This is a genomic window from Bacillus sp. Brlt_9, from assembly GCF_051948935.1.
Classification (GTDB): Bacteria; Bacillota; Bacilli; order Bacillales; family Bacillaceae_G; genus Bacillus_A.
This window is the reverse complement of sequence record NZ_JAYJLO010000004.1, coordinates 193447-207806: the sequence shown is the minus strand read 5'-3', so window position 1 is coordinate 207806 and position 14360 is coordinate 193447. Positions and strand designations below refer to the sequence as shown.

Below are 14360 nucleotides of genomic sequence, written 5' to 3'. Positions count from 1 at the left end.
TAAAAATGTAATGTTAGACTTAGCCTATGTAATATTTCTTTTTATGAATGGTTACATAACTAGATTTACAAGCCTGTATTTAAAAGGTGTATGGACTTGTTGATTTATCTTACTATTTGTGGGCAATAAGACAACTCCACCTCAACATTCAACCTAATTTAATTTCTGTTAACAAACGTGTTTATAGAGGGTTAATCAATAAAAAAGATTGTAACATGTTATGTTGAGCAAATAGAATTGCTAAAAAAAGAATATCCATCCGAAGAGTTTGGCAAAATACTGCAAGGGTAATATATTCTCGTGCAATTATGCAAACGAGTTAAATTAATCAATGGAATTGATAATGAAGGGGCAAATAAATATATGAGTGAAACATTACATAAAAGAAAACCACCATATGTAATGCTTGTAATCCTTTTTATTGGGGCATTTGTTTCATTTCTAAATAACTCACTTTTAAATGTAGCCTTGCCATCAATAATGAAGGATTTAGACATTAAAGATTATTCAACGATCCAGTGGCTTTCTACAGGGTATATGCTTGTAAGTGGTATATTAATTCCGGCATCAGCATTTTTAATAACCCGCTTTTCCAATAGGAGCTTATTTATTACATCGATGGTGATTTTTATTCTTGGTACGGCCTTAGCGGCTGTAGCACCGAACTTCGGTTTATTACTTACTGGTCGGATGGTTCAAGCAGCAGGTTCTTCAGTTATGGGGCCCTTGTTAATGAATATTATGCTAGTAAGCTTTCCAAGAGAAAAAAGGGGAACAGCAATGGGGATTTTTGGATTAGTTATGATTACAGCCCCAGCAATTGGACCGACACTATCAGGTTATATTGTAGAGTATTATGACTGGCGTTTGCTTTTTGAAATGATTTTACCATTAGCAATCATTAGCTTACTGTTAGGGATTTGGAAATCGGAGAATGTCATGAGACAAAACAAAAATGCAAAACTTGATTATCTCTCATTACTATTATCTTCTGTCGGTTTTGGCGGTTTGTTATATGGGTTTAGTTCTGCAAGCTCTGATGGTTGGACGAATAAAGTCGTCTTAACAACCTTAATCATAGGCGCTATTGCCCTAATTGCTTTCATTCTCCGTCAATTAAAAATGAATGAACCGTTATTGGATTTACGTGTTTACAAGTACCCAATGTTTGCACTTGCGTCTGTAATTGCAATTGTCAATGCAGTGGCCATGTTTTCGGGTATGATTTTAACACCAGCTTACGTACAAAATGTCCGCGGTATTTCGCCGCTGAGCTCTGGGCTGATGATGCTTCCAGGTGCGGTAATAATGGGAGTTATGTCACCAATTACAGGTAAACTATTCGATAAATATGGACCGCGGATTCTTGGTATAGTAGGACTTTCCATTACAGCCGTTTCAACTTATATGCTAGCAAATCTGCAACTCGACTCTAGTCACACACATATTATTCTTATTTACACACTGCGGATGTTTGGGATGGCAATGGTGATGATGCCACTTATGACCAATGGCCTTAATCAATTGCCAACTCGCTTAAATCCGCACGGAACAGCTGTTAATAATACAGCTCAACAAGTGTCTGGGTCAATTGGTACTGCTATTCTTGTTACGATTATGAATTCTGTAACAACAACAAAAGCTGAAAGTCTAATGGCTGATGTAGATCCAACAACCTTCACTGAAACTACGAAGGCAATATTAACTCAGAAGGCTTTATTATCCGGAATTCAATATTCATTCTATGTAGCGCTTGGCATGAATATTGTTGCCCTACTATTAGTTTTTTTCGTTAAACGTGTAGATACAAGCGCGGAAGCTGTCGAGAGGTTAAATCGGTAGGGCGAAATAAAACTCGAGATAATGATTCCTACAAGTTGTTTTGCTACTAAGAAGCTGATAATTAAAACGGGAAAAGAACTGAAAGAAACAGGGAAATAATTACACATAATGAAAAAGGATCTGATCTTCATATCAGATCCTTTTTCATTAGTAACACAGTATACTTGCTTATTGTATTTGTTTGAATTGACATTAGAAACTACTGGTTTTCCCAATACTATAATCTATAGCTCTCAATTTCTGATTAACATTATAATAATACGCTTCATTTTAATTTAGTATTTTTTCTGCAAGTTATAAATGTAATAGCAACAAACAACTTAGATTACCAACCTTATAAGCAGTATCATAATCGTGAATAGTTAGGGAAAAGATAAAATAAGGTAATCAATTACATATCTTTATCCCAGGCGATTCATTGCTATCTTCTTTTTATTGAATGGGATATTTTATTTCATGCTTTTTGAAAGGGTGTTTTTTAATGGATAAAAAAGTATCTGCCATTCCTCAGCCGAAAACATATGGACCACTGGGGAATCTCCCATTAATCGATAAAGATAAACCGACCCTATCCTTTATCAAGATAGCGGAAGAGTATGGTCCCATTTTTCAAATTCAAACTTTAAGTAATACCATCATTGTCGTTTCTGGACATGAATTGGTAGCAGAAGTCTGTGACGAAACAAGATTTGATAAAAGTATTGAGGGTGCTTTAGCAAAGGTTCGTGCCTTTGCTGGAGACGGATTATTTACAAGCGAGACTCACGAGCCTAACTGGAAAAAAGCTCATAATATTTTGATGCCTACATTCAGCCAACGGGCAATGAAAGATTACCATGCTATGATGGTCGATATTGCCGTACAACTCGTTCAGAAATGGGCAAGACTTAATCCAAATGAAAACGTGGATGTTCCAGAGGATATGACTCGCCTTACATTAGATACAATTGGTCTATGTGGTTTTAATTACCGATTTAATAGCTTTTATCGTGAGACCTCTCATCCTTTTATCACTAGCATGACCCGTGCTCTAGACGAGGCGATGCATCAATTACAGCGATTGGATATAGAAGACAAACTCATGTGGAGAACGAAACGTCAATTTCAGCATGATATTCAATCCATGTTTTCTTTAGTAGATAATATTATTGCTGAACGTAAAAGTAATGGAAATCAGGAAGAAAATGATTTACTTTCCCGTATGTTAAATGTGCAGGATCCGGAAACTGGTGAAAAATTAGATGATGAAAATATTCGTTTCCAAATTATTACCTTTTTAATAGCTGGACATGAAACAACAAGTGGCTTGTTATCTTTTGCAATCTATTTTTTATTAAAAAATCCGGATAAGTTGAAAAAAGCCTATGAAGAAGTAGATCGGGTATTGATAGATCCTACTCCAACATACCAACAAGTTATGAAACTTAAGTATATACGGATGATTTTAAATGAATCGCTACGTCTATGGCCTACTGCTCCAGCATTCAGTCTCTATGCAAAAGAAGATACAGTGATTGGTGGGAAATATCCAATTAAGAAAGGAGAAGATCGCATTTCTGTTCTTATTCCACAGCTACATAGGGATAAAGATGCGTGGGGAGACAATGTGGAAGAATTCCAACCTGAACGATTTGAAGAGCTGGATAAGATCCCACATCATGCTTATAAGCCATTTGGAAATGGTCAGAGAGCATGTATCGGTATGCAGTTTGCACTTCATGAAGCAACACTCGTAATGGGAATGCTGCTTCAACATTTTGAATTCATCGATTATCAAGACTATCAGCTGAACGTAAAACAAACATTAACGCTAAAGCCTGGTGATTTTAAAATTAGGATTCTACCCCGAAATCAAACTATTAGCCATACTACTGTTCTTGCACCTACAGAGGAGAAACTGAAAAACCATGAAATTAAGCAGCAAGTTCAGAAGACTCCTTCTATTATTGGAGCCGATAATCTTTCGCTGCTTGTTCTGTATGGTTCGGATACAGGGGTAGCAGAAGGTATTGCAAGAGAACTAGCAGATACAGCTAGTTTAGAAGGTGTTCAAACGGAAGTGGCAGCTCTTAACGATCGAATTGGAAGTCTGCCAAAAGAAGGAGCGGTTCTTATTGTAACTTCTTCTTATAATGGAAAGCCGCCAAGTAATGCAGGACAGTTTGTGCAATGGTTGGAGGAATTAAAACCGGATGAGCTAAAAGGTGTTCAATACGCAGTTTTCGGTTGTGGAGATCATAATTGGGCTAGTACTTATCAGCGAATTCCAAGATACATTGATGAGCAAATGGCGCAAAAAGGAGCAACAAGATTTTCTACACGCGGGGAAGCGGATGCAAGTGGTGATTTCGAGGAACAGCTCGAGCAATGGAAACAAAGTATGTGGTCTGATGCGATGAAGGCATTTGGATTGGAACTTAACAAAAACATTGAGAAAGAACGCAGTACATTAAGTTTACAATTTGTTAGTCGTCTTGGAGGATCTCCTCTTGCGCGAACATATGAAGCAGTTTATGCATCTATATTAGAAAATCGTGAACTTCAATCGTCTAGCAGTGAAAGAAGTACGCGACATATTGAGATATCCTTGCCAGAAGGCGTTACGTATCAAGAAGGAGACCACCTTGGGGTGCTGCCAATTAATAGTGAGAAAAATGTTAACCGAATTTTAAAACGATTTGGATTAAATGGGAAGGATCAAGTCATACTGAGTGCAAGTGGGCGTAGTGTAAATCACATACCTTTAGACAGTCCTGTTAGTTTATTTGACCTTCTTAGTTATAGTGTAGAAGTTCAAGAAGCAGCCACTCGAGCACAAATAAGAGAAATGGTGACATTCACAGCATGCCCTCCTCATAAAAAGGAATTGGAATCATTATTGGAAGAAGGAGTTTATCATGAACAAATATTAAAGAAACGTATGTCAATGTTGGATCTACTTGAAAAGTATGAGGCTTGTGAAATTCGATTTGAACGCTTTTTAGAACTTCTTCCTTCGCTCAAACCGCGTTACTATTCTATTTCAAGCTCTCCACTTGTTGCACAGGATCGTCTGAGCATTACGGTTGGTGTCGTTAATGCACCTGCATGGAGTGGGGTAGGGACATATGAAGGAGTCGCTTCTAATTATTTAGCTCAGCGTCATAATAAAGATGAGATTATTTGTTTCATTCGAACGCCACAATCAAACTTTCAATTACCTGAAAATCCAGAAACACCAATTATCATGGTTGGACCAGGTACTGGAATTGCACCATTCCGTGGATTCTTACAAGCACGACGTGTTCAAAAGCAAAAAGGCATTAACTTAGGACAAGCACATCTATACTTTGGTTGTCGTCATCCTGAAAAGGATTATCTCTATCGTACAGAACTAGAAAATGATGAAAGAGACGGATTAATCTCTTTACACACAGCTTTTTCTCGCTTAGAAGGGCATCCTAAAACATATGTACAGCATTTAATAAAAGAAGATAGAATCAATTTAATTTCGTTATTAGATAATGGAGCTCATCTTTATATATGTGGGGATGGAAGTAAAATGGCTCCTGACGTAGAAGATACCCTTTGTGAAGCCTATCAAGAAATTCATGAAGTTAGTGAACAAGAAGCAAGGGATTGGTTGGAACGTGTGCAAGATGAAGGGCGATATGGAAAAGATGTTTGGGCTGGAATCTAAATTCTTCTTAATTAGATAAGTAATATGTAATGAATGACCTTCTTTCGAATAAGTGAATAACTCATTTATAAAAATCCCGTATTTTCATTGAATGCGGGATTTTCTTATTTTTAATAAGCTCGGCTGATACTGTAGAAAAATAGGTAATTCATTTGACAATTAAAATGACCTACTATAATATATATGCTATAGCATATAATTAATAAAATGAATACATTCACTGTTAAGAATTGACTGGTATGCTATACTCTTTTATATATTAATTTATAGAGGTGATATATGAACTTACATGATTTAATAGGCTATCTTGTTCATCGTACTGATGTGAAAATGACGAATTATTTTACGAAGAAATTAAAGCCTTTCGGAGTTACGCCAGAGCAGTGGGGGATTATTAGTGTTCTTTGTAGCCAAAGAGCCACTACTCAAAAAGAGTTAGCAGAAGCGATTGATAAAGATCAAACTACTGTCGTAAGAATGATACAGTCAATGGAGAGAAAAGGGATTGTAAAGAAGGATTTGAATGAGCAAGATCGACGTTCACATAACCTTTTTTTAACTGAAAAAGGTGACGAGTTAAAGAAAACAATCTTGCCTGTAGTGACAGACGCTCACCATTTCGTTACGAGTAATTTGAGCGAGGAAGAAATTAAAGTATTACAATCATTATTAAACAAATTGTATGATACACGCTATTAATATTTGTTCCTTATTGATGCTATTCATAAGGAACAAACTTTATTTTATGTATTATATATGCTATAGCATATAATTTTGTTTTAAGGAATGGTGGAGATATCTTTATTTTGTATGAGATTCGATTCAGGATCACGTTTTTTCCTAGTATCAGTCAAAATTTCATATTATATATGCTATAGCATGTAAACGTATCAAATAAATAAGAAAGATGTGATTGCTATTTTAATATTAATCAATGTAGTAAAAGTTGTATTATTTCTGTTCTTTTTAATGACAGGTACGAAAATTATTTCTGGGAAAATGGCAGACGAGTTCAAGCGATTTGGTTTACCTTCGTTTTTTAATTTCTTAACTGGAGCTTTTGAGATTGTAGGAGCGATTGGAATGTTGATAGGAATTTGGATTCCAACAGTAGCTTTATTAGCAGGATTGTTGTTAGGTGGTACGATGCTTGCAGCTGCATTAACTCTTATTGTATTAGCAAGAGATCCCTTTAAGAAAGCAATACCTGCGCTTGTTTTGTTTGTTCTTAGTTTAGGGATAAGTTTGTATCATATTTTTTAAACATAACCTAAAGCAATTAAACTGTATGCGTTTAAGTTGCTATCATTTTGTAATTATTTTATAAAAGGGGTTTTGAAAATGTAGGTGAAATTTCAAATGAGTGCAGGAATAATAGCAGCACTCATTTAAGATATTATCTGCATTCGAATTGAAAAATATTGAAAATAGGAGTGAGCAAAGATGGCATATTTATTACAAGTTGATTTTCCGTTTGAAGGTCCTTTTGGTGAAGAAATGGAAAAAGGATTTTGGGATTTAGCAAACAGCATTAACGAAGAAGAAGGATTCCACTGGAAAATATGGACAGAGAATGAAGAAACAAAAGAAGCGGGAGGCATTTATGTATTTGAAGAAAAACAAGATGCTGAAAAATACGCTGAAATGCACAAAAATAGACTTCAAACATTTGGGGTTAAAGATATTAGAGTAAGAATTTTTGCTATCAATGATAAGTTAACGAAACTGAATCGTGGTTATAGTAAATAATAAGGGACACAGAATTCAAAAAAGAAGGGGATAATCCCTTCCTTTTTGAATTGATGCTATAGAAAGAATTGCGTGTTTTTTATTTAGGGGCATCTTTTTTTGATAGTTTGATATCGATGTGACAATACCCCGTTATTATTTTTCAGACTTCCCTTGTTCTAGAATGTATGCTTCTTCTTGTTCTGGTGTCGCTAATTCGTATGCTTGACCAGTGCTGTTATTGTCCCATTCCCATAATAAATTATGCTCCTCAACGGATTGAGAGAAATCGCCTTCATACCAACGAACCAAAATCTTGAGGTACTGTTCTTTATGTTGTAAGGTTCCACTATTACTTTCATCAATTACTCGACGTACTGTTTCGATGTTTTCTGGAGTCATTTTAATAAATCCTTGCTTTTCGTGAGATAATATTTTTTGATGAGTCATTTTGTGCATTGCATTGATTATATGACGATCAGAATTGAGGTCAAGTATTACCTCTTCACCTTTAATTCTATCAGTCTGCTTTTCCTTAACGTCTGAACCTGCATATGTACCGACTTTGTAACCAGTAAAAATACCAACTGCTATAGCAATAACTAAACTTGATGTGATTTTAATCCACTTTTTCAAACCTCGTACCCCCTTTTACTGAAGTGTACCATAAAAGAAGAGCTGTATATCCCAATCTATCTGTTTAATCTACATAAAGCGTCATTATCAGTAGTCAGTTATGCTTTATGTTCTGAGGGTAATTAAAAATCGTCGATAAAATTTTACGAATATCTTGATTTGGAGTTCAACCATAGTGTAGAGGATTTTGCTTTATTACTAACTCCTGATTATATTCTTAATGAAAAGCTTCAATAACATATGATCATTCTTAAGAATGTCATTGAAATGTACCAATAGATGTTAGTGCAGCAAAATAAATTGTGTTATGATATGAGCAAATATAAAGCTATGTAACGGAGGGATTAACATGCCGCATGTTGTGTTTCGTGGAATTACTACTGAACAATTAAAAAGCATAAGCAAGCCATTAGTAGAAGAGCTCGCAGATATCTGTGAGTGTGGTACTGATAATTTTACCTTGGAACTACCAAGTTCTACGTTTGTATTCAATGGAGAAGAAATAGAAGCGTTTCCTCTTATTGAAGTGAAATGGTTTGAGCGTGGACAGGAAATTCGTGATCGATTTGCCAAGGCCATTACTACATATGTAATGGATTTTGGACTTCCAGAAGTAGAGGTTGTATTTACGGTTTTCACAGAATCAGCGTATTATATTAACGGGAAGCATTGTGCAAGTTAGAGCTATTTGAAAGATTTTTATAACATTAAGAAAAGAAATAGGAGAGAATATCCTATTTCTTTTTATTTCTATAATAAAATATGACTGCTAAATCCAAAGTAATGATAATAATTAGAAGTAATACTTCTATAAGTGCTTCAGCTTTCCCATGTTGCAAAGACTTTATAAAGAAACCCAATTCTTCTTCATAGGGAGGCTCTACCCAATTTCGTTGCAGTCCTAAAATCATTCCGTTTATGAAAAAGATAATACTTAATAGGATACGTCCAATAAAAACAGCAACTACTTTTATATTCCAATGTTTTATCTTGATTACATAAAGGATGGGAAATAGTATAAGTACCCAAAACAGCAAAATATAGACTGTATTCATTATTTTTTACTCCTCGCAAAATGATTGCTTCTTAATCTAGATGAATTTTCAGAGTGTGTTGTACTTGCGAAAAAAGGAGTCAAAATTCAGGCTCCTTTTTTCTATCTCTCCGTCTCAAAAAACTCAATCCATTCCCCATCAGGACCAGCGAAGAATATGTAACTTGTTCCATCCGGTAATGTTTCGATTTCTTCTCCTAGTAAAAATGTTACGCCGTGTTTCTTGAGTCTTTCGATTTCTTCTTTTAATGAATCTACTTTAAAGCAAATGTGATGTACTTTTCCTTCTGCCGGAAGAGAGGAGTTGTAACCTTCAATGAGTTCCAGTATCGTTTCCTTCGATTCTTCTACACCTAAAAAAGCGAGTTTTAAGTCTGGGTTTGGATGTCCCATTCGTTTAATAAGCTGTAAGCCAACCACTTCTTCATAAAATGAAATAGATGTTTCTAAGTTTGCAACCATAAGTCCAACGTGTTCGATTCTTCTAACAGGCATGTAGATTCCTTCTTTCTGAAAATTATATACAATATGTTATTGAAAATTAAGAAAATAAGCAAGATAAAAACCTTACAAATTTTAGCGTGTTATATGGTATAGTGAGAAAGTATGTTTGGGGAGAAGGAAGGAGATTATACGATGAATACACCTACTCAAACTCCTTCATTATCGGAAACGATGAAAGAGTGGCATTATGCATTAGCGTATGAAATTAAACATTGGAAAACGATAGGTGGTAGTAAAATTTCTATCATGAACGGTCGTTTTTTATATACAGATTATGAAAGTACAGTATACGTATTTCAACTTATTTCGGAAGTAAGCTTACCTGAAGGTTCACCAATTCGAATTGAGTTCGATGGTGAGGAAGCGACAGGGGAAGTATTATCTGTACATGGATTAGAAATAGAACTGAAATTAAATGACTATATACAAGGTGAAATACGAGAAGCTGTTTTATACAGTGAACCGTGGCAATTGTTAGAACAGTTACAAGAGCGATTAAAAGAGGCACATAAAGATAAGTTAAAACGTAATCGTATAAAGCGTCTTGTTGATGGGACGAGCAGTCCGAAACATATTGAGAAGATGAAAAATCCGAAAAATGAATTGGCGTATCGTTCGTTTTACAACCCGACAACGTACGTGTGGGGGCCACCTGGAACAGGGAAGTCTTACAATTTATCACATATTATTTCGGCTCATTATCAAAAAGGAAAATCGGTACTTGTGTTAGCTCATAGTAACGCAGCAGTGGACGTATTAATGAGTGAAGTAACGAAGCAAATTGAAAAGAAAAAGAAATGGACGCCTGGCGAAATTGTTCGTTACGGTTATAGTCAACATGAACATATAAGAAATCATGAAACGCTACTTGCGTCGAAGTTAGTTGAAACGACGAACGGATCTTGGGGAGAAGAAAGACTCTATTTAGAAGAGACACGACAAGATCTTCGTGAAAAGATTTTATCGTATAAAGCAACATCTGCTGATAAGAAGCGTATACAAGAGATTGAAAGTGATCTTCGAAAGCAAAAAGCGAAAATTAAAGAAGTAGAAAAAGAATACATTGAAAATGCGAAAGTAATCGGCGCAACTTTATCGAAATGTGCGATTGATTCACTTATTTATGAGCGTACATTTGATTTAGTTGTCGTAGATGAAGTGAGTATGGCATATGTTCCACAAATTGCATTAGCTGCTTCACTTGGAAAACGCATTGTCGTTTGTGGTGATTTCTTACAGTTACCTCCAATTGCGATGGCGAACCATGAACTCGTTCGAAAGTGGCTCGGGGAAGATATGTTTTATCATGCCGGAATTGTTGAGTCTGTTAATAAATCAGAAGCGCATCCGAACCTCTTTATGCTGCAGGAACAAAGACGTATGCATGCGGATATATCTAAGTTTACGAATTCGTTTATTTATAAAAATAGAGTATACGACCATCCGTCTGTTTCAGAGCGTAAGGAAATTGCGCAATTGCAGCCGTTTGCAAATGAAGCGAGTGTTTTATTCGATACGAGCTTAATGGGCGCCTTTTCGTTAAAAGACGCTGCATCTGGTTCTCGTTTTAACATTATGTCTGGTTTAGTAGCGATGCAAATGATGTTAATCGGACTGCTAGACGGTGTTCAATCGATCGGTATTGTTACACCTTACAGAGCCCAATCCCGCTTTTTATCAACATGTATTAGAGAAATGTTGCAGAAAACGAAGTATCGTCACATACCTGTTTTAGCGGCAACAGTTCATAAGTTTCAAGGTTCTGAAAGAGATATGATGATTTTTGATACAGTGGATAGTTATCCGCAAGAACGTCCTGGCGTGTTATTCTTTGACCATAAAAATCATCGCCTCGTCAATGTAGCGGTAACGAGAGCGAGAGGAAAGTTCATTCAATTATCAGATTGCCATTATATGCGTAAAAACTTATCGAGAAAACAAGCGTTATCACAATTAACAGCTCATATAGAACGTCACGGAGATGTGTATGATCGCACGACATCAAGACAATTGTGGGAGCGAAAAATTTCGAAACGTTTACGCTGGTATATGGAAATGAATCTTGAAGAGCCGAAAGGGTTATTGAAAGATATTTTAGCCGCAAAACGAAAAATTATCATTTCACTTCCAAGTACAAAACAAGTGGATAAACGAGTATGGCAAGCGTTAATGCGTAAAAATGCGCAAATAACAGTGTATAGTGATGGACCAGTTCCATTAAAAAATGTAAAGTTACAAAGACAAAACAAAGCATTCCCATTTATCGTAATCGATGATGAAATCTTCTGGGCAGGCGCACCGCTCACATCTCAAATGATGTTTGAAGGTAGTACGGAATTTCCGTACGTATGTGCAAGACTGCAAGCACCAGAAACAATTGGTGTATTAAAAGGATTTTTAGATATTCGGTAAATTCGGATAGGAATTCCTTGACTTTTACCTGGAATGAACTTAGAATGAATGTAATTTAATATAATTTTATGAAAATTCTTATCACGAGAGGTGGAGGGACTGGCCCTATGATACCTCGGCAGCGGATTCGTTATGAATACTGTGCCAATTCCAGCAAGGTAACTTGAAAGATAAGAAAGAAGCTCATTTTGACTGTATATACAGAAGCCTCTTTCTATCTTTTAGAAAGAGGCTTTTTTACGTGAAAATAAAAGGAGGAAGAAAAATGGGAGCGACAGGAGTAGCGTCACAAAGAAAAACAATTGAAGAGAGTATCGAAAGAAATAAGGAAAAGTACATAGAAACAAGTCATGATATTCATGCGAATCCGGAGATTGGTAACCAAGAGTTTTATGCATCTAGAACACTAAGTTTATTACTAGGTAGTGCAGGATTTCAGTTGCAGCACAATATAGCTGGACATGAAACGGGATTTATCGCGCGGAAAAGTTCAGGGAAACAAGGACCAGCAATCGCATTTTTAGCGGAGTATGACGCTTTGCCAGGACTAGGTCATGCGTGTGGTCACAATTTAATTGGCACCATTAGTGTTGCAGCAGCAATTGCATTATCAGAAACGCTTGAAGAAATTGGCGGGGAAGTTGTCGTGTTCGGAACACCAGCTGAAGAAGGAGGACCGAACGGTAGCGCAAAATCGAGTTATGTAAAGGCAGGCTTATTTAAAAATATTGATGCGGCGCTTATGATTCATCCGAGCGGAAAAACAGCGACAACGAGTCCGTCATTAGCAGTCGATCCACTTGATTTTCATTTTTACGGAAAAACAGCTCATGCTGCAGCTTCACCTGAAGAAGGGATTAACGCATTAGATGCGGTTATTCAGCTTTATAACAGTATTAATGCACTTCGTCAACAACTTCCGTCAGATGTGAAGATTCATGGCGTTATTACAGAAGGAGGAAAAGCACCTAATATTATTCCTGACTACGCCGCAGCAAGGTTCTTCATTCGTGCAGCAACGCGAAAAAGATGTGCGGAAGTAACAGAGAAAGTGAAAAACATCGCACAAGGGGCAGCGCTAGCAACAGGTACGAAAGTAAAAATCCATCAATTCCAAAATGAGATCGATGAATTACTCGTAACAAAAACATATAACGACATCGTAGCGGAAGAACTAGAATTACTAGGTGAAGAAGTAAATCGTAAAGAAAGACTTGGCATTGGTTCAACCGATGCAGGAAACGTTAGCCAAGTTGTGCCGACAATCCACCCGTACATTAAAATTGGCCCAGATGACTTAATTGCGCATACGAATGAATTTAGAGAAGCAGCGCGTTCAGAACTAGGAGACAAAGCATTAATTACATCCGCAAAAGCATTAGCGAATACAGCGTATCGATTAATTACAGAAGAAGGGTTGTTAGAGAAGGTGAAGGAGGAGTTTAGAGAGGCCCAGAGAAATCAGGGGTAGGTGGTTAAAAGGAGTGGATGATCCACTCCTTTTTCTCTTAACAATAGCCATGTGTTTTCTAGTAAAACCAGTATTTTTAATCAATATATTAGTATTTAATATATAAAAAAATAAATATTACATTTAATTATTAAATTTTAGTGATGTATGAAATAAAATAAAACTTGTCATTGGAAAAAAAAGGAGAGTGTTATTGTTGTATAATCCGTATATGCCTAGGTTTTTAAAGCGTTTCGCCGTATTTTTAGTTTGTTTTTTGGGAGGTTTATTTCTGGGGTCGAGTTTGGACTCTACGCTTTTATTAATGTTTACAATATTCACACCGTTAATTGTTCCTGCGTACTTTTACATGAAAGATAATAAAGAGAAAAATGCTTGTATTGAAATGATACGTCGCGAACGTAATCAAAACAGTAAATTCACAGTACTTGCTTATCATAATGATTTAGAGTTCGGATACCTTTCTTTAACAGACAAATCTTTTATATTTGTTCCTAAGAAGGGAGAAATAATTGATATTCCATTAGAGACTGTAACAAACTATGGTTTTAAAGGGGTTGGTACAGGAGTGTATGGTACAACAACTACAAATTTAGGGAATACTGGTATGCAACTTAGCAGTACACGAGAAGTTAAGGCTCCGGTTTTCTATGTCACTGTTGGGGAATATACTTACGAATGGCTTGCGCACAAACATTCAAAAATGTTTGATGCTGTACAAAAATCAGAGGGTAAAGATCGTAGTAAATTAAAAAGTAATTATTAATTATAGCTTTTGAAATTATATTTTTCTTATATTATTTGTTACTGTATTTAAATAGTAAAAATCAATGCTTATAAACTGTAAAAAAAGAAAGGCAACTTTTCATTCAATGTTGAATAGAAAGTTGCCTTTCTTTTTACTAGATTCATAATTCGTTTTAAGTTAACGATGGATATAGCCAGTAAACCTTGTATTTACATACTAATCAAATTTGAGGGGAGTGCTATATCTCATATCCTTATTTATGCTTGATTTTACTACTTTTCCGCTT

Annotated in this window: 12 protein-coding genes and 1 riboswitch; of the genes, 9 read left to right on the top strand and 3 right to left on the bottom strand. The window is 35.9% G+C overall.

All coding sequences use genetic code 11. From position 1 onward, the window contains the following. Positions 1-363: 363 nt before the first annotated feature. From VF726_RS17550 to VF726_RS17530, 5 genes are all read left to right on the top strand, one after another. The gene (locus VF726_RS17550) at positions 364-1842 is read left to right on the top strand and encodes a DHA2 family efflux MFS transporter permease subunit (protein WP_440170606.1); all 1479 of its coding nucleotides are present in this window, start codon (positions 364-366) and stop codon (positions 1840-1842) included. A 481-nt stretch (positions 1843-2323) separates the two neighbouring features. After that, on the top strand, positions 2324-5521 hold the full coding sequence (gene cypD, locus VF726_RS17545; RefSeq protein ID WP_440170604.1) for a bifunctional P-450/NADPH--P450 reductase: 3198 nt from the start codon (positions 2324-2326) through the stop codon (positions 5519-5521). Positions 5522-5800: 279 nt separating this feature from the next. Then, the gene (locus tag VF726_RS17540; RefSeq protein ID WP_001048555.1) at positions 5801-6220 is read left to right on the top strand and encodes a MarR family winged helix-turn-helix transcriptional regulator; all 420 of its coding nucleotides are present in this window, start codon (positions 5801-5803) and stop codon (positions 6218-6220) included. A 213-nt stretch (positions 6221-6433) separates the two neighbouring features. Further along, positions 6434-6784: a DoxX family protein gene (locus VF726_RS17535; RefSeq protein ID WP_025991640.1), complete on the top strand. Its 351-nt coding sequence runs from the start codon at positions 6434-6436 to the stop codon at positions 6782-6784. Between the two features lie 180 nt (positions 6785-6964). After that, positions 6965-7270 carry a monooxygenase gene (locus VF726_RS17530; protein ID WP_440170601.1) on the top strand — a complete coding sequence of 102 codons (306 nt, stop codon included), beginning with the start codon at positions 6965-6967 and terminating at the stop codon, positions 7268-7270. 135 nt (positions 7271-7405) lie between these two features. Here VF726_RS17530 and VF726_RS17525 read toward each other — a convergent pair whose 3' ends face one another. Beyond that, positions 7406-7885: a PRK06770 family protein gene (locus tag VF726_RS17525; RefSeq protein WP_440170598.1), complete on the bottom strand. Its 480-nt coding sequence runs from the start codon at positions 7883-7885 to the stop codon at positions 7406-7408. A gap of 349 nt (positions 7886-8234) precedes the next feature. Between VF726_RS17525 and VF726_RS17520 the strand changes: the two genes are divergently transcribed. Continuing rightward, positions 8235-8567 (top strand): DUF1904 family protein, encoded by a 333-nt coding sequence (locus VF726_RS17520; protein ID WP_001120970.1) that lies wholly within the window; start codon positions 8235-8237, stop codon positions 8565-8567. 52 nt (positions 8568-8619) lie between these two features. Here VF726_RS17520 and VF726_RS17515 read toward each other — a convergent pair whose 3' ends face one another. After that, a complete protein-coding gene (locus VF726_RS17515; RefSeq protein ID WP_440171409.1) occupies positions 8620-8943 on the bottom strand; it encodes a hypothetical protein in 324 nt (107 codons plus the stop codon). A gap of 98 nt (positions 8944-9041) precedes the next feature. Further along, a complete protein-coding gene (locus VF726_RS17510; protein ID WP_440170595.1) occupies positions 9042-9434 on the bottom strand; it encodes a VOC family protein in 393 nt (130 codons plus the stop codon). 111 nt (positions 9435-9545) lie between these two features. On the opposite strand from VF726_RS17510, the gene VF726_RS17505 reads away from it, so the two are divergent. The 3 genes from VF726_RS17505 (at position 9546) to VF726_RS17495 (ending at position 14092) form a co-directional block, all read left to right on the top strand. Continuing rightward, positions 9546-11855 carry an AAA domain-containing protein gene (locus VF726_RS17505; protein ID WP_440170593.1) on the top strand — a complete coding sequence of 770 codons (2310 nt, stop codon included), beginning with the start codon at positions 9546-9548 and terminating at the stop codon, positions 11853-11855. A gap of 75 nt (positions 11856-11930) precedes the next feature. Then, a riboswitch (SAM riboswitch) is annotated at positions 11931-12032 on the top strand. An 88-nt stretch (positions 12033-12120) separates the two neighbouring features. Beyond that, complete coding sequence (locus VF726_RS17500; RefSeq protein ID WP_440170591.1) at positions 12121-13326, top strand: M20 family metallopeptidase; 1206 nt, start codon at positions 12121-12123, stop codon at positions 13324-13326. 283 nt (positions 13327-13609) lie between these two features. Further along, positions 13610-14092 (top strand): hypothetical protein, encoded by a 483-nt coding sequence (locus VF726_RS17495; protein WP_440170588.1) that lies wholly within the window; start codon positions 13610-13612, stop codon positions 14090-14092. Positions 14093-14360 lie beyond the last annotated feature (268 nt).